The 20,408-nt window shown below is 39.4% G+C and carries 17 protein-coding genes; 8 read left to right on the forward strand and 9 right to left on the reverse strand.

The window, feature by feature from the left end:
* The first annotated feature begins 9 nt into the window (after positions 1 to 9).
* From ACEW8O_RS00685 to ACEW8O_RS00705, 5 genes are read left to right on the forward strand one after another with little or no spacing between them, the layout of a single operon-like run.
* Positions 10 to 930 carry an alpha-D-ribose 1-methylphosphonate 5-phosphate C-P-lyase PhnJ gene (locus ACEW8O_RS00685; RefSeq protein ID WP_373492693.1) on the forward strand — a complete coding sequence of 307 codons (921 nt, stop codon included), beginning with the start codon at positions 10 to 12 and terminating at the stop codon, positions 928 to 930.
* Complete coding sequence (locus tag ACEW8O_RS00690; protein WP_373492694.1) at positions 930 to 1,814, forward strand: ATP-binding cassette domain-containing protein; 885 nt, start codon at positions 930 to 932, stop codon at positions 1,812 to 1,814. Before ACEW8O_RS00685 ends, ACEW8O_RS00690 begins: the two co-directional genes overlap by 1 nt.
* A gap of 44 nt (positions 1,815 to 1,858) precedes the next feature.
* Positions 1,859 to 2,590, forward strand: coding sequence for a phosphonate C-P lyase system protein PhnL (locus tag ACEW8O_RS00695; protein WP_373492695.1), 732 nt, complete (start codon positions 1,859 to 1,861; stop codon positions 2,588 to 2,590).
* 11 nt (positions 2,591 to 2,601) lie between these two features.
* Positions 2,602 to 3,405, forward strand: coding sequence for a DUF1868 domain-containing protein (locus ACEW8O_RS00700; protein ID WP_373492696.1), 804 nt, complete (start codon positions 2,602 to 2,604; stop codon positions 3,403 to 3,405).
* A 4-nt stretch (positions 3,406 to 3,409) separates the two neighbouring features.
* Positions 3,410 to 4,063 carry a DapH/DapD/GlmU-related protein gene (locus tag ACEW8O_RS00705; protein ID WP_373492697.1) on the forward strand — a complete coding sequence of 218 codons (654 nt, stop codon included), beginning with the start codon at positions 3,410 to 3,412 and terminating at the stop codon, positions 4,061 to 4,063.
* Between the two features lie 82 nt (positions 4,064 to 4,145).
* Here ACEW8O_RS00705 and ACEW8O_RS00710 read toward each other — a convergent pair whose 3' ends face one another.
* The 4 genes from ACEW8O_RS00710 to ACEW8O_RS00725 all read right to left on the reverse strand — a co-directional run bounded on the left by ACEW8O_RS00710 (position 4,146) and on the right by ACEW8O_RS00725 (position 13,484).
* A complete protein-coding gene (locus tag ACEW8O_RS00710; protein WP_373492698.1) occupies positions 4,146 to 7,229 on the reverse strand; it encodes an efflux RND transporter permease subunit in 3,084 nt (1,027 codons plus the stop codon).
* Positions 7,226 to 8,242 (reverse strand): efflux RND transporter periplasmic adaptor subunit, encoded by a 1,017-nt coding sequence (locus tag ACEW8O_RS00715; RefSeq protein ID WP_373492699.1) that lies wholly within the window; start codon positions 8,240 to 8,242, stop codon positions 7,226 to 7,228. Before ACEW8O_RS00715 ends, ACEW8O_RS00710 begins: the two co-directional genes overlap by 4 nt.
* Positions 8,243 to 8,598: 356 nt before the next feature.
* Positions 8,599 to 10,179 (reverse strand): SusD/RagB family nutrient-binding outer membrane lipoprotein, encoded by a 1,581-nt coding sequence (locus ACEW8O_RS00720; RefSeq protein WP_373492700.1) that lies wholly within the window; start codon positions 10,177 to 10,179, stop codon positions 8,599 to 8,601.
* Positions 10,180 to 10,214: 35 nt separating this feature from the next.
* Positions 10,215 to 13,484 (reverse strand): SusC/RagA family TonB-linked outer membrane protein, encoded by a 3,270-nt coding sequence (locus tag ACEW8O_RS00725; RefSeq protein WP_373492701.1) that lies wholly within the window; start codon positions 13,482 to 13,484, stop codon positions 10,215 to 10,217.
* Positions 13,485 to 13,835: 351 nt separating this feature from the next.
* On the opposite strand from ACEW8O_RS00725, the gene ACEW8O_RS00730 reads away from it, so the two are divergent.
* Genes ACEW8O_RS00730 through phnN form a run of 3 tightly spaced genes read left to right on the forward strand, consistent with a single transcriptional unit; the run spans position 13,836 to position 16,141 of the window.
* Positions 13,836 to 14,735: an endonuclease/exonuclease/phosphatase family protein gene (locus tag ACEW8O_RS00730; RefSeq protein WP_373492702.1), complete on the forward strand. Its 900-nt coding sequence runs from the start codon at positions 13,836 to 13,838 to the stop codon at positions 14,733 to 14,735.
* Complete coding sequence (locus ACEW8O_RS00735) at positions 14,719 to 15,555, forward strand: bifunctional hydroxymethylpyrimidine kinase/phosphomethylpyrimidine kinase (RefSeq protein WP_373492703.1); 837 nt, start codon at positions 14,719 to 14,721, stop codon at positions 15,553 to 15,555. The genes ACEW8O_RS00730 and ACEW8O_RS00735 overlap by 17 nt, the downstream gene beginning before the upstream one ends.
* On the forward strand, positions 15,545 to 16,141 hold the full coding sequence (gene phnN, locus ACEW8O_RS00740) for a phosphonate metabolism protein/1,5-bisphosphokinase (PRPP-forming) PhnN (RefSeq protein WP_373492704.1): 597 nt from the start codon (positions 15,545 to 15,547) through the stop codon (positions 16,139 to 16,141). The genes ACEW8O_RS00735 and phnN overlap by 11 nt, the downstream gene beginning before the upstream one ends.
* A gap of 25 nt (positions 16,142 to 16,166) precedes the next feature.
* Here the strand turns inward: phnN and ACEW8O_RS00745 are convergent, their stop codons facing one another.
* The 5 genes from ACEW8O_RS00745 to ACEW8O_RS00765 all read right to left on the reverse strand — a co-directional run bounded on the left by ACEW8O_RS00745 (position 16,167) and on the right by ACEW8O_RS00765 (position 20,321).
* Complete coding sequence (locus ACEW8O_RS00745) at positions 16,167 to 17,339, reverse strand: MFS transporter (RefSeq protein WP_373492705.1); 1,173 nt, start codon at positions 17,337 to 17,339, stop codon at positions 16,167 to 16,169.
* Positions 17,340 to 17,568: 229 nt separating this feature from the next.
* The gene (locus ACEW8O_RS00750; RefSeq protein WP_373492706.1) at positions 17,569 to 17,919 is read right to left on the reverse strand and encodes an NUDIX hydrolase; all 351 of its coding nucleotides are present in this window, start codon (positions 17,917 to 17,919) and stop codon (positions 17,569 to 17,571) included.
* 74 nt (positions 17,920 to 17,993) lie between these two features.
* Positions 17,994 to 18,137 (reverse strand): pyridoxine 5'-phosphate oxidase C-terminal domain-containing protein, encoded by a 144-nt coding sequence (locus ACEW8O_RS00755; RefSeq protein WP_373492707.1) that lies wholly within the window; start codon positions 18,135 to 18,137, stop codon positions 17,994 to 17,996.
* 103 nt (positions 18,138 to 18,240) lie between these two features.
* Positions 18,241 to 19,434 carry an alpha-D-ribose 1-methylphosphonate 5-triphosphate diphosphatase gene (locus tag ACEW8O_RS00760; protein ID WP_373492708.1) on the reverse strand — a complete coding sequence of 398 codons (1,194 nt, stop codon included), beginning with the start codon at positions 19,432 to 19,434 and terminating at the stop codon, positions 18,241 to 18,243.
* Between the two features lie 116 nt (positions 19,435 to 19,550).
* Entirely contained in the window at positions 19,551 to 20,321 is a 771-nt protein-coding gene (locus tag ACEW8O_RS00765; RefSeq protein ID WP_373492709.1) for a class I SAM-dependent methyltransferase, read from the reverse strand.
* Positions 20,322 to 20,408: the final 87 nt, after the last annotated feature.

Raw genomic sequence — 20,408 nt, forward strand, 5'->3', positions numbered from 1 at the left:
TATGTGATCATGAAGACCTTCAAAAAATTCAAATCCAATTTCAATTATGCTTTTATCGATGAAAGCACCAAAAAGGAAATTCGACGCAAGTTGCTAAAAGCAATCTGTATACCCGGGTATCAGGTGCCCTACTCTTCTCCTGAAATGCCCATAGCCCGTGGCTGGGGCACAGGCGGCTTGCATGTTACCTTGTCGATCATTGGCAAAAGTGATGTGCTAAAGGTGATAGATCAGGGAAGTGATGCAAGCGTAAATGCATGTAATCTTCGGGATTTTATAAAAAGCACGACCGATTGCGATACCACCTATGAAACTGCGGAAGCCACCATCATTCAAAGCCGACACCGGATCACCGAGGAAGTTTTAAAAGAAAATCAAATATTGGTTTTTCAGGTACCCCAGCCTGAGCCATTGCGAAGTGTAGAGCGCTATGAGAAAAAAACCCGTGAAATGCACGCAGAGGCTGATTATGCAAAAATGTGGGTTTCTTTATATGAATCCTATGTTCGCTTTGGCGACATCATGCGCGGTGCTGGATATCCTGTAAAGGTAAACGGCCGCTACATCATGGCACCATCACCTATACCAAGATGGGACATCCCCAACCTCAACCAGAGCGAATGCCTCTTTTTATTTGGTGCCGGTAGAGAAAAAAGACTCTATGCCGTGCCTCCACACACCACGGTTGAGCCTTTGGAATTTGAAGACATCAAATTTAAGGTGGAGTCATTTAAAGGAATAAGCTGTGCCATGTCGCAAGCACAGGCCACTTTTATGGACGAACTCTACAATGATGATGGCAGCACTCATTATGTTGTAAACGACAGCGATTTTCTCGACAAACTGGTGGATCAAAAAGTAAGGCCCACACAATGGGACAACAAATACCTGAAAGAGATATTGGAAAACCTCGAAACCGAATTAAAATAATGGACATACAAAACGCCACCAATACCCACACAGATGCAGAAATCACAAAAAATGGCCCGTTGCTCAGTGTCAAAGGACTTACCAAAATTTATGGTGAATTTAACGAAAACACCCTCAATCTAACTGGCCCCATATTCAATTCAAATATCTGTCCTGAAACAGGCGCCATTGTGGCCTGTGCCGATATCAGCTTTGATCTCTTTCCGGGTGAAGTCCTCGGAATAGTTGGTGAGAGCGGATCAGGAAAAAGCACGGTAGTAAAATTGCTATACTTTGATTTGGAAAAAACAGATGGCGCGGCCTACCTAAAATCCTTTCAAGAAGGCGAAGCCAATTTTTTGAATATATCTAACCAGAAAAAAAGATACCTGCGCAATCACATGATGGGTATGGTATATCAAAATCCTAAGGATGGATTGAATTTCAATTTTTCTTCGGGAGGTAATATTGCAGAAAAGTTGCTCATGGCCGGTAATTTTCACGTTGGCAACATCAGAGAGCGGGCTTCGGGGCTATTGGAGCAAACGGAAGTGCCTTCACAAAGAATGGATGAAAATCCCGGAGCCTTTAGTGGTGGGATGCAACAAAGGGTACAAATAGCCAAAGCCATTGCCAACAATCCGCCGCTCATTTTTTTGGATGAAGTCACCACCGGTCTCGATGTATCAGTTCAGGCTAAAGTGCTCGACATGATCCGCAACCTACAACAAGAGCTAGGTACGGCCATGGTGGTAGTTTCGCATGACCTCAGTGTGATACGGATGTTGACAGATCGTACTTTAGTAATGAAAAATGGCCGCATTGTAGAACAAGGCCTTACGGATCAGATTTTACAAGATCCACAGCATGCATATACGCAACTTCTGGTGAGCTCTATGCTGTAATTTTTATAATTGCGAATCAACAAAATCATTTTAACAACTCAGAGATGGACACTATTTTAGACGTAAAAAACTACAGCAAAGAGTTTAATTTGCACATACTCAATAATAAGAAAATCAAAGCCTTAGAGCAGGTTTCCTTTTCTTTAAAAGAAGGAGAAATCATAGGTTTAGTAGGGAAATCCGGATCGGGTAAATCGACTTTGATGAAAAGTATCTATCGCACTTACCTAGCATCGAGTGGTGAAATCTGGTTCAAATCGAGCCTTTTTGGAAGCATAGAAATGGTCAGTGCAGGCGACCACCATGTTATCGCATTACGCAAAAAAGAAATCACTTTTTGTTCACAGTTTTTAAGCGTTATTCCCAGGATTACTGCTGTAGATGTTGTGGCCAACAATCTGATTAGCCGTGGTGTGCCACAAGCCGAAGCTCGTAAAAGATCTGCAGCCTGTTTGGAAGCTTTGGGTTTGCCGAAAGAACTCTGGGATGCCTATCCTTCCACATTCAGTGGTGGTGAGCAGCAGCGGGTTAATGTAGCCCAGGCCATCATTGCCAAACCGAGGCTCTTGCTCATAGATGAACCAACGGCTTCTCTAGATCCAAAAACCAAGGATATCGTCATTGACATGATTCTTTCACTGAAAAAAAACAACACCTCGGTTTTGTGCATTTCACATGATTCGTACACACTCAATAAAATGTGTGACCGATTGATAGAACTTAAAGATGGTAAAATATTGGGTGAAACGTTGGTAGGAATTACCAGTAATAACTAAGGTAATACAATATGATAGAAGAAAAACAGGCAATTGCTGAACTTGATTTTGCAACGTATCAGGAACGCCAACTGCGCGAAATAAGCAAGGAAGGACTGGAAAACAGTGCCGCCAAAATGAAAGCCGGCTCAAAATTTTACCATAATGGAAATTCCTGGCAGGCTATCCCCTACCCCGGCTATGCGGTTTTGTCCATGGTTACTGATACTGTTGACAATAAATCCTTGGAAAATGTGCTCATGGAAGCGCAAAAGCGGTTGAGTTCAGCACTTGGTTTGGGAGATAAAATGTATCTGCTTCCACAAGAGAGTTTTCATCAAACCACGGCCAGTGCGCTTTCTGACAAAAGATTCGAGCAACACATAGTTTCGAAAGGTTTGGAAAAAGAATACCCCTTTCTAGTATCCCAATCGCTGGGAAATATGCCACAAGAAAATCAGCCCAGACCGATAACAATGAAAATGATTGGTTTGAGTATATTTTCAAGTGCCTTAGGTGTATTGGGTATTTTCGAAAATGAATTGGATTATAAGCGAGTTACCCGTTTCAGAGAGAATTTCTATGAGAATTCTACCATACAAAATCTTGGCATTGTCAGAACCCGGCCATTTATCGGTCACATTACATTAGCTTATTTTGGCCGAGAACTGCTAACGGCTCAACAGAAAAATGACTTGGTAAATGTTTGCCAAGATATAAACCAATCCTGGCTAGGCCAAGAACCTGAATTTTTTATGACCCAAGCAGCATTGAGACAATATGATGATTTATCTGCTTTTAATATGTTGCCGGATTTACCAATTTACAAATTTTAAAACCATGTTGCACGCTATAGACATATTTCCTGAAGTATCCGTAAACAATGTGCACAAAATGTTGGGAGAAATGCCGCAGATACATGCAAGTTGTCGCATTCGTAATAGCAAAATAGGTGCATGGACTGCACTGGGTCCCAATACTACCCTCGCGGAGTCTTCTTTTGACGATTACAGCTACACTGCAGGCAATGTTTCTATCATTTATTCACAGGTTGGTAAATTCTGTTCTATTGCCAACAGTGTACGTATCAATCCTGGCAATCACCCACAGTGGCGCGTTACCCAGCATCATTGCACCTATCGCAGAATCCAGTATGGTTTTGATACTTCTGAGGATGAGGAGTTTTTTCAATGGCGCAGAGACCATCAATGTATTATAGGCCATGATGTGTGGATAGGCCATGGTGCTGTCATAATGCCCGGTGTAAGCATCGGCCACGGAGCTATTATAGGATCTGGTGCTGTAGTCACCAAAGATGTTGCGCCGTATGAGGTGGCAGTGGGCGTAGCTGCCAAGGTGATCAAAAAAAGGTTTCCTGACGATACCATTGAGAAACTTCTGGAAATTGGATGGTGGGATTGGAGCCGAGATAAGCTGGTAGAAAATTTCAAAGACCTGCTCAATATGCCTAAATTCCTGGAGAAATATGGTTAATAATCAACAACAAACCTATTTCGTAGCCCTTTTCCTGCAAAGGGGATAACATAGAATGGCCCTTCTTTGAAAATTGAAGTTTTTATTTAATTGAAAAAGCTTGGTAATGTTCTTTTTCTCTTTTGGAACTCATTTGAATATAAATTGCTGGAATAAGATAAAGTGTAAGCACTAAAGCATATAATAGGCCACCAATTATGGCTATTCCCATTGGAATACGGCTAGTCGATGCACCACCCAAGGCCAAAGCTATTGGTAATGCTCCTAAGGCCGTTGATAATGTTGTCATTAAAATAGGCCTAAACCTTCTGGATGCAGCTTCGAATACTGCATTTTTCCGAAGGTAACCTCTATCTTTATATTGGTTTGCAAATTCGATTATCAAAATGGCATTTTTAGTAACTATTCCAATTAAAACGATCATTCCAATCTGACTAAATATATTTAGGGTATGTCCAAAAAGATACAAAGAAAGAACGGCCCCTGCTAAAGCTAAAGGAATGGTAAACATAATGATCAAAGGATCTTTAAAACTTTCAAATTGTGCAGCTAATGTAAGGTAGACTAGTATTATAGCAAAAATAAAAATTGAATAAGTACCTTGATTACTCTCCTGAAAATCGGCGGCGCTACCGGCTAATGCCGTACTAAATCGATCGTCTAGAACTTCTCTTGCCACACTGTACACAGCATCAATACCCTCGCTTAATTTAATGCCAGGAGCTAAACCAATACCTACAGTTGCCGCTGTGTACCGATTATAGCGTAAAAGAGAAGGCGGCCTGCTTATGGTTTCCAAACTGACTAAATTATCGAGCGTGATCATTTGACCTGCATCATTTCTAACCGACAAGTAATAGATGTCTTCAGGAGATTCACGGAACTTTTTATCCACCTCAGATAAAATAAAATATTGCTTACCGTCCTTAATGAAATATCCAAGCCTCTGTTCTCCAAAATAGGTTTGAATAGTGGCTGCTATATCTTCAATACTGACGCCCATGGCAAGGGACTTTTCCCGATCAATATCAATTTGCAATTCAGGTTTGGAAAATTTCAGATCTACAGTTGAGGTAGCCACAGCGGGATGTTGATCTACTTTACTCATAAATTCAGGTAAAATACTTCTTAATCGTTCAATGTCAGGAGCCTGAATTATAAACTGTACTGGAAGAGCGGTACCTCTTTGACCCGTACTGATCGTGGGGTCTTGGGTAACATTACCTTTGGCGAAACTAAGGGTATTTATGATAGCTTGCATGTCATCAGCAATTTGTTGCTGACTACGATTTCGTTTATGAGGCTCAACCAAAGTAGTACTTGCATAGGAATTGTTAACTGATGATGAACTGCCAAATGTACGGGCTGTCATACCGAATAAATACACTTTTTCAGGTAGAGTGTCCAGTAAATTCAATATCTGCATATGGTAATTATCCATAGCCTCAAAGCTAGTTCCCTCCGGTGCAATAAAGTTGTACCTTAGCTTGCTTTTATCTTCTAAAGGGGCCAATTCACCCGGAATTTTAGCTCCTAAAATGAAAATGATTACTATTGAAAAAATCATTAATGGTACTGAAAGCCAAGATCTCTTTAAAAACCAAGCTAGACTGTGGGTATATTTATCACTTAGGAAATTAACCCCATTTTCAAAAAAAGATAAAAATGCAAACTTTCGAGAACCCACTTTAAGTATTTTACTGCACATCATCGGGGTCAGAGAAAGGGTAATAAAAGTAGATATAATTATTGTACTCACTACCACTATAGCAAACTCCCTAAATAATTCACCCGTTATTCCGCTAATAAAGAAAATTGGAAGAAAAACACATATTAGGGTCGCCGATGTAGATATAACTGCAAAATAGACCTCTGCAGGACCTATCTTTGCAGCTTCCATTGGTTTTACTCCCTTTTCAATCCTGGAATAAATATTTTCCATGACCACAATTGCGTCATCTACGACCAATCCGGTTGCTAGGACCAATCCCAAAAGAGATAGAATATTAATGGAAGAGCCGGAAAGGTAGAGTATAGAAAAACTTCCAACGAGCGATACAGGAATAATTACAACTGGAATCAGTGTTGTTCTCAAGTTACCAAGGAAAAGAAAAATAACAATCACTACTAGGCAAAAGGCAATCAAAATAGTTTCTTTTACTTCGTTTAACGCCTTGCGGATAGGAACGGTCGTGTCTATTGAAACGCTTAATTGGATATCTTCCGGTAAGTCTTTTTGGTAGATTCCTACCCTTCTAAATGCTTCATCCACAATGTCAATATGATTGGCACCTGGTTGTGCTTTTAGTCCAATACCGATCATAGGAATCACGCCATTTCCTCTTAATATGGTTCGTTCATTTTCAACGCCAAGACGAACTTCAGCTACATCTGACAGACGGACGAATCCGGTATTAGATTTCCGTAATATAACATCTTGGAATTCTTCCGGGGTTCTGAGTTGCCCTAACGTTCTGAGGGTGTATTCATTTTGGCTTCCTTCAATCCTACCTGAAGGTAATTCTATGTTTTGACTGGCTAGGGCCTGCTGAATGTCCTGAGTTGTTATTTCGAAAGCAAACATTTTTTGAGGGGATAAAACGATTCGCATAGCATATCGCTTTTCCCCGGAAATTTCCACATTACTTACACCCGGAATAGTTTGTAATTGTTCCTTAAGGGTTCTTTCACCAATCACTGACAACTCTGCAAGTGAACGTTTATCGCTTTGCATAATAATGGTAAGAATATTAGTAGCATCAGGGTCAGCCTTGATAACTACAGGCGGCTCTGCCTCAGGCGGCAAATATCTTATAGCAGCAAACACCTTGTCCCTAACATTATTAGCAGCATCGCTTAAGTCAACTTTAGAGCTAAATTCAATGGTAATATTACTGCGACCATCACTACTTACAGAGGTGAGGGTTTTGATGTCTTCTACGCTGTTGATGGCTTCCTCCAAAGGCTCCGTAATCTGGGATTCCATGATATTTGCATTTGCCCCTGGGTAGTTGGTTTGGACCGTAATGACAGGCCTCTCTACACTGGGAAATTCCCTTACAGGTAATTGAAGATAGCCAGCTATCCCCAAAATAACAATTAGAATAGCAAGGACAGTGGCGAGTACTGGCCGATTGATACTTAAATCAGATAAACCAGTATTCATTGACTTTTAAAAATAAGACTTATCGGAATATTTTCTTTGATTTGCAATAGACCCGAGGTAATAATCGTATCCCCAGGGAAAATCCCACTTTTAATTTCTATTTGGTCATTTTTGGAAATACCTGTTTGAACTTCGTTGCGCTTAACCTTTCCGTTTTTCATCACAAATATGGTTTTTTTATCAATGTCGTAAACGACAGCACGGGTAGGAACTAACAAAGCTTCTTCATTAACATAAGTTTTTATCAGCAATCTGGCATAGGCTCCTGCCTTGAATTCTTTGCTATGTGCTTGGTCAATTTGGCAGCGTAATTGGAAGGTACGGGAGCGATGATCGATTGAAGGGCTAATTGCTGTAACCTTTGCGCTTAGGGTATCATTTTTAACAAAAACTTTAACCATACTACCAATTTGTACAAATTCTTGGTATTGGAAAGGCAAATCGGCATTGACAAGAATTAAATCCTGTTTAACCAAGCTGGTAATATAATCTCCTTGATTTAGGAAAGCACCTTCATGAATATCGATCATCCCAATTTGCCTTGAAAATGATGCTTTAATATTTGCTAGATCAATTAGTAAACTTGCCGCATCAATTTCAGCCTGTAATAAAATTAATCTATCCTCTATAGCTTCCAGCTCTTCTAAAGAAATTGCTTCTATTTTATATAACTTATTTTTTCGATCGTAATATCTTTTTACGGATGCCTGCTCTAATTCCAAGGCATTTTGTTTGCTTAATAATTGCCGATCATCCAATCTTAGAATTTTTTGGTCTTCTTTAACAAATTCACCATCATTAACTTCTAAAGAAAGTACCACACCTGAAATTGGCGCTTTTATTTCAATGGCTTTACCGGGAATTAATTCAGCAACGAATGAAGCCTCTTTATAAAAATAGGACGGTTTAACCTGAATTGCTGTAGCTTGTAAGGATTCCGGCCCCAATTTCTTGCTTCTGGACAATAAAGAAAGCCCATTATCTTCCTGCTTCTTACATTGTATAAACAACATCAACAATAGAAATAGAATGGAGGTCCTACTTATTATTTTTGCAAGTCCCGACAATCTGCGAAATTGATTATACCTTAAAATAGCTTGAAACATCATAAACTCCAAAACATAAAATTAAATCAATATTATTCCCCAAATATTAGTTTTTAATTAGTCAGAGATTATTTTAGGATTGGAATTTGCCTAAACAAAAAATACGTGTTTGCTAGAAAAACAAGGGACTTTTCAATAAAAAATGGGATTTCGAATTTTCATTCCGTTTTTTAGATTTAAAATACTAAAAGCAAGAAAGGTGTGATTTCAATTACGAAACCACACCTTGTTGTAATTACAAATTTGAGTACCTGCCCTAAGAATTATTTCAGCATCCACAACTTTTGAAACACATCATCGTTTCCACCAAACTGACGCTGTATGGCTTCAGTAGCATTTTCGCGATTGTTTTCTACTTCTTGTACTGGATATTGCCAACGTTCAGGTATTTTATTTTGAGCATTTGTGCCCACACCTTGTGAAAAAGCAGGAATACCTGTTCTTCTAAATTGATAAAAGGCTTCCCAACCTGAGTTTTGCCAAAAAGCCACATATTTTTGCTCAAGTATTTGGCGCAATCCATTGGCATCGTTTCCTACATATTCTACATTGGATAAAAAGGTGCTGACATCAATCGTTACCTCACCTAAAGGTGCGCCATTTACGTCACCAATCTGGAAAATGTTTCCATCAGACAATTGGTAAAAATCAAGTGAGCTCTGAATACCCTTCATGTACCACTCAGCGGCACTGCCACCTACCCAGCCTCTGTTCATAGCTTCAGCAATGTTGAAACACATTTCTGAGTAACCTACCATAATATAGGGCTCTGGTATTATATCTGGACCTTGAAGGTAGCGGATTTTGTTTATGTATGAGTAGGCGCCAGCTTGCGATTCCTCAAAAAGGATACCTTGCGGACGGGCATTGTCGGCACCGCGATAGGCTGTAAAATCAGAAAGAGCTTTGCCGCTGGCTATTTCAGCAGGTGCCGGTGTAGCAGCAATAAACGTTCTAGGGTCTTCATACTTGGTAGTTAGGTCCAAGATAGTTTTACTCACGGCAGTCTCACGAGGATACAACTGTTTGAAGGCAGTTGGGTATCTATTAAATATAGGCAAGAAAACAAAATTCATATTGTCATCAATTCCTTCGAAAATTGGGTATTTAGAAGGATTTGATAAAATGTCATTAAATTTTTGCTTAATACCCAAGGATGGTGTATCATCTGCGCGATGGCTTAAACTGATCAAAACCCTTAAAGTGTATGAATTTACTGCTTTCCTCCATTTACGTAAGTCATTGTTGTAGTAAATATCACCATCTATGTCAGGTACGGTTGCATCTGCCACGATTTCTGCCAAATCATTATTGGCTTCTTCCAAGAGCTGCAAACTTTGAGCATATACTTCCTGTTGTGTATCAAACTTAGGAGTCAAATTTTCCAATCCCATTCCTGCCTCGGTCATTGGTATATCTCCTACCCTCTGGGTCAACCAAATAAATGTATAGGCCCGAAGGAATTTTGAAATAGCCAAGTAGGGGTTTTTTACTTCACCTAAGGCCTCTTTAGCATTTTTTTCAAGCTTGGTAATATCCCTCAGCCATGGATATGAGGTACCTGTTTGTGACCAATTATACTGATTGCTACCTCCATAAAGGGGAAAAGTAAGCCCGTTGGTAAATTGACTCAACCGGCTCAAATATTCGAGAGGTTCTTCTGTAACATCAGCACCTCGGGCTATGTTGTAGGTTACCTGCCTCAAGATAAAAGCAGGAGGCACGGGATCGTTTTCTCCGGCAACATTGGGATTGTAAGGATATTCGTCAAACTGTTCTTGGCAGCCACTGGCAAACATACACAGTACCAGCACTATTATATTTATTTTAATGAGCTTCTTCATCGCTTATAAGATTTTTGAATTTTGTTTGATGAGTATTAGAAAGAAATATTTAGGTTGACGCCGTAATTTCTAAGCGATGGCGATTGCAATCTTGGCTGACCTTCATCACTGTATGGTAATAGGCTTGGACCAGGGTACTGATCCATATCAATATCTGTACGAGCCGCCCAGTACAGTAAATTCCTACCCACCAATGATATGGTGGCATTGCTTACGCCTATTTTGTTGGTAAGACGTGCAGGCAATTGATACCCGATTACGATTTCTCTTAGCTTGGCAAATGATTTACTATGAATCCAAGCACCGGTGAAGCCTGAAAGCGCAATGGTGTAATTTTGCACTGTGGCTGGCACATCATTCTCGCGAAATACCAATTCATCAAAATTGGTAATGGCACCTTCGGCGTCATAAATGGGAACACCCGATACAAGTACCACCCCACCACCATTGTAATGAGGCGTAGTGGCACCATTGTCTCTGAAACTTTCCCATTCAAGTAAACGCGCTCTTCCGAATGGGGTATCGCCTGCTGTAGAGATGTCCGCTCCACCTCTTACAGCACTGCGCCATAGGTCATTGTAGATTACCCCTCCTACTCTGCCATCTACCTGAAAACTAAAGTTCCAGCTTTTGTAGGTAAAACGGTTGTTGATGGCCCAAACAAAATCACTATTACCATTTCCAACAAAGTAGTTTCCGCGGATGCCAGAAGGACCTCTTAAGGGCAATCCACCGGCATCATGAATTATTTCCCCTTGGGGGGTTCTTAATACATCTGTGGTAAACAACCTGTCCACGCGATCGCCAACACGTTGTACACCGCCATTAGAGATAATAGATCCTGAAGGGTCATTGATTTCAGTATAGGTTTCTACAAATGAAGCATAGTTCGCCAATACCTCCCATTTGAAATTGTTGTTCACGATGGGCACACCCGTTAAGGCGATTTCCATTCCATTTTTAGTTGTTATTACGTCATTCACATTGGTTCGAGCATAACCGGTAGACGGTGCCATACCTCTCGTAAATATCTGAGGACCATTGATGGTTGAGAAATAAGTTACATCTAACCCTAGTCTGTCATTTAAGAAAAACATATCAATCCCCGTTTCGTAGGCTGTAACTGTAAAAGGCTGTAGAGAACTGTTGGCCAAGGTTGAAGTGAATGAAGCCCCAGGCTGATTGCCATATGGCAACGAAGTAGAATAGGTATTTTCATTTTGGTAGGTTGGTCCATCATAGGTGGTAAACCAAACATTTTGGTGCCATGCTGGTGTGCCACCCATAGCTGTAAAAGCACTGCCGATAGTCGGTTGCACAAGACCACCCTGAACCTGCGCAAATGACCCCCTTACTTTTAAAAAGGAGATAAATGAAGGCATGGTCATATAATCCGAAACCACCGTACTGAGGGATGTTGAAGGATAGAAGTAAGCTTGATCGCCCGGAGGCAATGTAGATAGCTTATCCCAATGTCCTGTCAGGTTTAAGGTGACAAAGTTTTTATATCCTAAGTCGATACTGGTATAGGCTGCCAAAACCATCATATCAGATCTAAAAGATTGTCCTACCAATGGGTTTTCAGAATTCGAAAAAGCATAAACTCCAGGTACTATCAAATTATTGGTAGAAATTACACTGGAATTGTAATGGAATTGTCTGGCATTGGCACCACCCAATACGTGTAGGTTGAAATTTCCAAAGCTTCTATCATAGGTCATCAATAGGTCTGTCTTATGCTCAAGCAAGCTTCTTCTATCTTCCATGTAGTTTCCTGCTCTATCAGGTACAGAGTAGTGTTCGGCTGAGTATGGTAATTTTTGAGTTCTCAAGGCATCCCAGTTTGTAGCATTAGTTCTTAATTGAATTTTCCAGTGATCTGTAGCTTGATATGAGAGTGCCAAAAAGCCATAGGTGTCGGTTTTGCTATGACCTCTTAACCATTCATAGGCCATGAAATATGGATTGTTGGTTCTACCGTATTCACGATTTCTTTGCTGAATACCTTCAATGCCCGGAGCAGCCCAGTAATCTTTCAAGTCTAAGATGTCGTAATGCGCACCACCATATACACCTAAGTCGTATGCATAACTGCTCGGCCCATAGTGTACCTCGGGAACGTTAGGTGAATTCTGTAAGCTTACATTGATGTTTCCCTCCAACTTTAATCTTTTGGTAAAATTATAACCTGCTGACATGTTGAGGTTATTGATGTTTAAGCTGGTATTTGGAAATATACCTCGCTGATGTGAGTTTGTATAAGACAACCTGAAATCAGCCTTGTCATCATTAAAACCCAACGAAACATTGTTGGAAGTAAGAACACCAGTTTGAGTAAAGTTTTCAAAGTTATTTGGACCTTTGGCCAACCATGGTGTTCCTTGTCGTATACCCGTCTCAGGATCTACCGGGCTATCGTATTGAGGAATCAACTGACCCTCGAAACGGGGCCCCCAAATCGATGCCCTTCTAAAACTACCATCTCGGTCAAATGGATCATTTCCATATGCATATCTAAATGTATTCCCTAACCCATATTCTGATTGACCTCGTGGCCTGGAAATCCAGCCATTCTGGATTTGAGTACTTGAATTTAAATTTAAGGAAAAACCTCTTTCTTTGCCACTTCCTCTTTTGGTGGTTATTAATATAGCACCATTCTGCCCACGAAATCCATAAAGCGCCGCAGCATTAGGTCCCTTTAATACAGTGTAAGATTCGATATCGTCCGGGCTTATATTCCAGGTATCGGTATTGATTGGCACACCATCTACAACAAACAAAACATCGGAATTACCTCTTAACAGTATTTGAGGAGATGCCAGCATTTCGGCAGAAGGCCCTACGGTCAGACCAGCAATTTTACCGGTCATACCATTGATCGGATTGGGTTCCCGAGCCTTGATAATGTCATCACCTTTTAAGGTTTGGGTCGAGTAACCCAAAGTAGCCTTATCTTTACCGATACCAAATGCCGTAATAACAATTTCGGATAAGTGCTCGGCTATATCTTCCATAACTAAGTCTATCACTGTCCGATTGGAAACACTGACTTTAAGTGATTGATGACCGATATAAGACACTAAAAGTTGTGGATTTTCAATATCATCAGGCAATTGCAATTTAAAACTACCGTTTATATCGGTAACGGTACCCTGCATTGTTCCTTCAATGAGCAAGTTTACCCCAGGTAAAGTCTCTTGAGATTTGTTTGTAATAGTACCTGTGATTGTTCTGCTTTGTGCCCAGAGCCAATTACTACCAAGTAGCATTACACACACCAACATTAAGTTAAATTTTTTCATGTGAATTGGTTTAATGGTAATTTTTTATTTAGAAAGCTCAAATGTAAAGAGGCTCTATTAGGGTATTGATAGCGCATCGTTTGCATTATATGGAATTGAGTTTACCTTTTTCTTAAGCTAATATTATCTTGGGGTTAATGATTTTAATTCAACATTAACCTGTATTGTACATATATGATATTCATGCCCCAATAATTAAAAAAATCTAAATATTAGATAATTTTATCTATTAATTATTCAATTATTTTGTTAGAATTTTATTTCTATTTTATTATCAAAAGCTAACTTAACACTCACCAAAAATGCACACGTATATCGTTACTTGCATTATGACACAAAACCACCAAGGGCATGGAAAATTTTACAATACTTACTATAAATACCTGGAAGTGCGATGGAGTTTATCCTGAAAGAATTCACTGGATGGCTTCAGAAATTGAAAGGCTAAACCCTGATATAATAGTGTGCCAAGAAGTATTTTGGACTACCTCCGGTAAATATGACACCCTCAAATTGCTACAGTCAGAGCAACATAAAAAACAATCGTCTGATCAAAGTTCAGATGAGAAAAGTAGATTAAAATATTCAAGTTTTAGTGCTGCTAGAGTTAAAGACCGCTATATCAACGGACAATTTCTTGAGAGTGCTTCCGGGCTTGGTATTTTGTCGGTCTATCCAATTATAGATTCTTTTGCTATTAATTTGCCCGATCACCCGGCTGATGGTGAGCGTATAGCACAATTTTCGATTGTAGAAGTTAATACAGCCCGTCTTTTAGTGATCAATACGCATCTTACTCATCTAAAAGTTGAAAACAGTCTTCGGCTCAATCAAATAGAAGCCATTCTTTCTCAAGACATTTTAAAAGAATCTTTTGACGCCGTTTTGCTTTGTGGTGACTTCAATTGCACCGAAGACGGTATCACTATTCAGTATCTCTACCAGCATCCCGATTTCAAAGTAAGCAATGCCTTTCGCCGTGCCAAAGTGCGGTCTGCAAGACATATAACTTTACCAAAAAAAACCGTTTCAGAAATGCTCACACCTGAAGCCGGCGATGGCCGTTGTATCGACTTTATTTTTCTATTGGAAAAAAGCAGCCAGTCTACTTTGAAAGTAGATTTGACGCAGGTAGTACTTGATAATCCCAACAATGCCGGTGAATTTCCGAGTGACCACTTTGGTGTAATGGCCAGCATAAAAGTAAAATCAAAGTCAAACCAACCCCTAAGCCGTGAATTCAGCGCTTAAGATTTTAACGATAAATAGCCTCCCTGCCCTTGGCACTGCCGGACTTAAAATGGTCATGGGTATTCTGGGTCCGCATGCCTTGCCTGTGCCAACGGTATTATTGTCCGGTACAGGGAACATGAAAAATCACAAACGTTTCGACTTACCCTTTAAGGAGCTTTTGCAAAGTACAATTGAGCTGACTATTCAGCAAGGTCATTCGCTTATTGCTTACATCGGCTATTTAGGCGATTCCCAACAAGCAGAAATCATTGAAAATATTCTCATAGAATTTAAGAATGCCATTCAATATGTAATGGTTGATCCTGTCTGTGGCGACAACCAAAGATTATATGTCAATTTAGAAATTGCCGGATCGTGGTCAAGGCTTTTGGCTTTGGCTGATTTGGCCACACCCAATGTCACCGAGTTGGCCCAATTAAGCGGGAATGATGTTTCCACCGCCGGTGATTGTATCAAAAACAGTATTATCGATTTTAAAGAGAAATACCCTAAGCTCGATTTTATACTTACCGGATGCGTAGAAGACGACAAGGTTGTTAATCGATATTACAGTCGTGAAAAAACGATAGAGTCTAAGCATGATTTTATTCCCGGCTACTACAGTGGCACAGGCGACACCTTTGCGAGTCTATATTTGTTGCTTCGATTCATAAAGGGTTTTCCTATTGAAAAATCATTGAGTATGTCCGGAAAAATGATGGAATGCTTTATCAGAGATGCTTGGCGAAATCATCAAACCAACATCAATATCAATTTGCTAATGGAAAAAACATTTCAGGACCAAAAGAAATTTATAACCAATTGCTATGATTACTGAAACATATAAAGGAAAACTCTTTTATGTCATTGGCCCATCAGGCGCAGGCAAAGACACCCTAATTAATTACGCGAGGCAAAACATTGCGCCGGGAACTCCGGTATTATTTACCCATCGGTACATTACCCGTGAGGTCGATCATACCGGTGAAAACCATATTGCACTTAGTCACAATGAGTTTGAGGTCCGCAAAGCACAAGGTTTGTTTGCCTTAGATTGGGAGAGTCACGAAAATAAATACGGAATAGGCATTGAAATCAACTTATGGATGGAAAATGGTATGAACGTGGTAATGAATGGCTCTCGCGGTTACCTGGAAAAAGCGCTGGAAAAATATCCTTCACTGCGGGTGATTTTAATTTCGGTCAGTGAGGAGGTTCTTTGGGACAGATTGAAAAGCAGAGGAAGAGAAAATGATCAAGAAATACAAAAGCGGATTGAAAGGTCTAAAGAATTCGATTCTCTGGCTGTAGATCGAGACCAGGTAATACATTTAAAAAACGACGGAAGTATTGAAGAAGCAGGAGGCCTTTTCGTGGAAGCCATCAAATCAGGATTGGTGTTGAGTCCTGTGAAAAGCAAATGATTATTTGGCAACAAAATCTAACTTATTACTGTGGTGTGTTGGGTTGCGCAATAAATTGCACCCCCATTTTTTCTTGCTTTTTGATGAATTGCCCTACTATAATACTCAGACCAAATGTGGTAGCTCCAATGATTGAAAACAACAAGGCATTGTGAACACTTAAAATCAGCGACAATCCAAAAAGAGCACCAAAAGCAGCACCCATATCCTGTGAACTATTGAGCCGGGTAACTGCACTGAATTGCTGATGTGGCTGGCATGTTTGAATTCTCAATAGTGGCACTAGAGTTTGGTTGGCCGTTGCGCCAATGAAAATGACGATTAATCCAGGAATGATATGATCGAATATGACCAAAACGATACCTGAAAGCAACATGCCCACCATAATGATATAAGATTTGAACAGCCCCAAGCGATCAATCGGAATACCAAACAATGGAGCAAATACAATTCCTATTGCTCGCCTTATGGAAATAAATAAGGCAGTGCCAAAAAGTATGTTTTCTTGATCTCCTTCAAATTTCATTAATGCCGAGATACCTACGATTAATATACCATCAAGAGAAAAATTGGTCAAGAAGCCCCAAAGATCGATTTTGTTTGGCAATTGAAATTGGGTAAGCTTTATATCCTGCGTTACGATTTTGATGGTGGGGACTCGGTACAACAAGGGAATACACAACACAAGTAAAAAGGCATAAACCATAAAGACCATTCCTTTAGGGTAGGTGGCGATTATGATTGATCCAAGAAAATATGAGATGATTTGAACGCTCCCTCCAATGCTGGATGAGAGCCCAAAGGCAGTGCCCATTTTGCTGCAAAGCGATAAGTATTGAAGTTTAGAAAATCGAATGATTGAAAATGACAATCCCCACAGCACCCTGGCTATCACCCAAAATACAAATGGGGGCATAGTGGCAAAACAAAGGCTGACCAGCAAGGATAATAGAATTCCGCCAACATAGAGTTTTTTCACCCCTGTAATGCTGGCAATGAAAGCAACTAATCTATTGGTGAAAAAACGAACAAATCTATTCATGGAAAGCAGCGCGCCGACCATCATGGGTGTGAAGCCCAATTCAATCCCGTAAACTGGCAAAAACGCATATAAAAATCCATCACTCATGCCTGCAATGGCATTGATAAAGCCAAGCTGAAGAATAGTTCTTATATCAACTTTATTTTCAACCTCCACAAGTAAGTCTGAATGAGCTTTTTATTCAATATATTAAATAAGCTTGCCAATTGAATATTAGATTTGGTGCAGATATGATCAGTGTAGACGATGATATTTAATATTCACAAGTGACAATATGATTTAAGCAGTCATCAATTTTATGGATTTTATCTTTAAAAAAAGTTGGAAATACCTTATAATGATTTAAATCATTAATTGGTATCCAATGCATATATTCTTTAATACCTTAGGAATTACAACTATTACTATTTAGTGCTTGACTCCCTCTAGGTTTCATCAAATAATAAAACGCAATTTCATGACATTTATATCCACCTAAAGTACCCGAACCGGTAAAAAAGTTTTCATGAATAAATGCTAATTTTTCAATTTGATAGGCAACTCCAGCCTCTTCAGATACTTCTCTTATTACAGCATCTTCCGCCCTCTCGCCAATATGTACAGCACCTCCTATAGAATAGTAGTAATCATCCAATTCATTTTTAACAAATAGTACACATTCATTCTCTATGATAATTGCTGCAGCTCTATATCTAAACCATTCTTTATCTATTGTAAATCCACAATCATTTTTCATAACCTATGCTTCCAATTTTGTAGTTTTAAAATATTATTAGCAATTAGATAATTCAAGTTTCGAAGGCACAACTATCAAGGCTGAATTTGGCTTTCCAACCATAGGTCATTTTTGCGCTCAAATAACTTTCGGATGTGGAATCTGGTGGTTTTGAATTCCATAAATTCTATGCGAATAGGTTTGATAGAATAGCCGCCCCATTCAAATAGAAAAGCCAATTATTATTAAAGCATTGGTAATTGGCTAAGTTCAGTAGCGCTTTCACTAAAAAAATATTAAGCAAATCTATTTACCAAAAGCCAAAAGTCTGTTGTCAAAACATTACAGATTAGCTGAAGCTTCTTCATAGGAAGCGACATTTCTTGTGGCATCTGATTTATTAAACGGTCTTTCTGTAGAATATTTTGTTCTGCCATCCACCCACACTTTGAAAATCTTGGCAAAATTCTCCTGGCTTTCAAAGCATATTAAATCAGCTTTTTTACCTACTTCGATGCTTCCTGTTTCTTTATCGGTTTTTAGATATCGGGCTGGATTGAGACTTACATAATTGATCGCCTCACTCGGCTTCTTGCCATTTTTCATCATCATCAATACGGCAGTGAGCATTGTGGGAAAATGATAATCGCTGCAAAGCATATCTACCAGATTTTTTTCCATGGCTTCATGGCAAGACAAATTGCCACAATGAGAACCTCCTCGAACATAATTTGGCGCACCCATACATACAGACATCCCCACTTCCTTGGCTTTAATTGCCGCTTCCATGGTAGTGGGCATTTCTGCCAAAGTAGAACCATATTGCAAGGCCTCCATAATATGCGCTTCTGTAGTATCGTCATGGCTACCCAATGGCACAAAATCTTTAAAGGCAGCATAAAACTCTGGACGTTTATTTACATTTTTAAGCTTTTCGATTTCTTCAAAAACCATTCGCCTGGATTCCTCTTCAGAAATCGCCATCATTTTAGCCCTTTTCACAATAATGTCTTCAAGCTTGAACTGTCGCTGTCCAGGAATGCCCTCGTTGTAAACCACCATTTTAAGGCTGGGAATTGCCAACATATCATCAATGTATTGCACTGAGGCCTCAGTATTAGGGTCGAGGCGGGCGTGTAAATAATGATTTACCAGAGAATTTACATTGAGCTCATCAATGGCTTGCGCTTGTTGCACGGCACTTTTAAAAGTCCTATCGCGTGATTCGTTCTCAGTGAGGCTAATAGCGCTAAACACAGTTGTTAGACCACACGCAGCTGCACGCTGATCCATAAAATGAAAAGCCATAGGAAGAGGAAATTTTGCGCTGGGCCGAGGGTGTATTTCACGCTCAAGGTAGTCGGAATGTATATCTATACAACCGGGAGATAGCCATAGACCATGCAAATCTTCACCTTCTGCATAGGTCTTACCCTTTACTACATCCACAATTATACCTTCTTCTACTTTTACGGTACCTATAAAGTCTTCTGTCGAAGTTATTATTCTGGCATTGGTTAGAATATGTGAATTCATGGGGCAAAATTGTTTTTTAATGTACACCCCAAAAGTGGCTATAGTTTATTAGGAGTAAATTAGGCTTAAATAAGTTTTGAGTTACAAAGGAATTTGGTGGGTGTACGATCTTCATCTTAATTCAGCCGCTGAATGTATTTAATCCAATTACCATAATTAATTTCCTGTGTTTGGAAGTCATTATCAAAAAATGGAGAGAGTTCTCTATCTAGCCAGTTTTCTACTTCTTCATAGGTTGTTTCGTTTTTCTCAACTGCTGCAATGATATTGCTCTGTGTAGTAAAATATAAAGCCAATTGCTTTTTACTGAATGCAACTGTGTTTTTAAATCTTTCTTCTGTTACCAGATTAAAATTCTTTATAAATAGATTTTCATTCGTCCATAAGTAGGTATTGTTCCGTGGCGGAGAAGGGAACTTTTTTTTATAAACTTCCGGAAACCAATTAGAGAAGTCTTTTTTGCCAACAATCTCAGAAATAAAGAAATTATCGTAAAGCACTAACCATGACTTGCTTTTTAAAAGTCGGTTTGCTTCCATCAGGAATTTGTCGATATCAAACCAATGGACGCCAGAACTAACGGTAATTAAATCAAAGGTATTGTCTGTGAAAGGTTGTTGCTCTGCCGATGCAATTTGATAATGAATTTTATCTTTTTCCAAGGCAAGGTTCAACATCTCTTGCGATGTATCTGTCCCATATACCTCAATTGCAATATCCAAAAGTGCTTTAGTAGAAAGACCTGTTCCACACGCTATATCCAATGCCCTATCAAGTTTTCTATCAATGTGTAAATTCTCTTTAATATGATTAATGGTGTTGCTATGAAAATCAGGTCTCCCTATTGAATACCGTTCTGCTGAATTTCTTGGATTAAAATAGTTCACGGTATTTGTTGTGTTATTGTGATGCCACTAATTATGTTCATTGTTCCGATTTTTAATCTTAAATCTTTGGAGATCATATGTCTATAA

The organism is Aquiflexum sp. (assembly GCF_041749095.1).
In the GTDB taxonomy this organism is placed as follows: domain Bacteria; phylum Bacteroidota; class Bacteroidia; order Cytophagales; family Cyclobacteriaceae; genus Aquiflexum.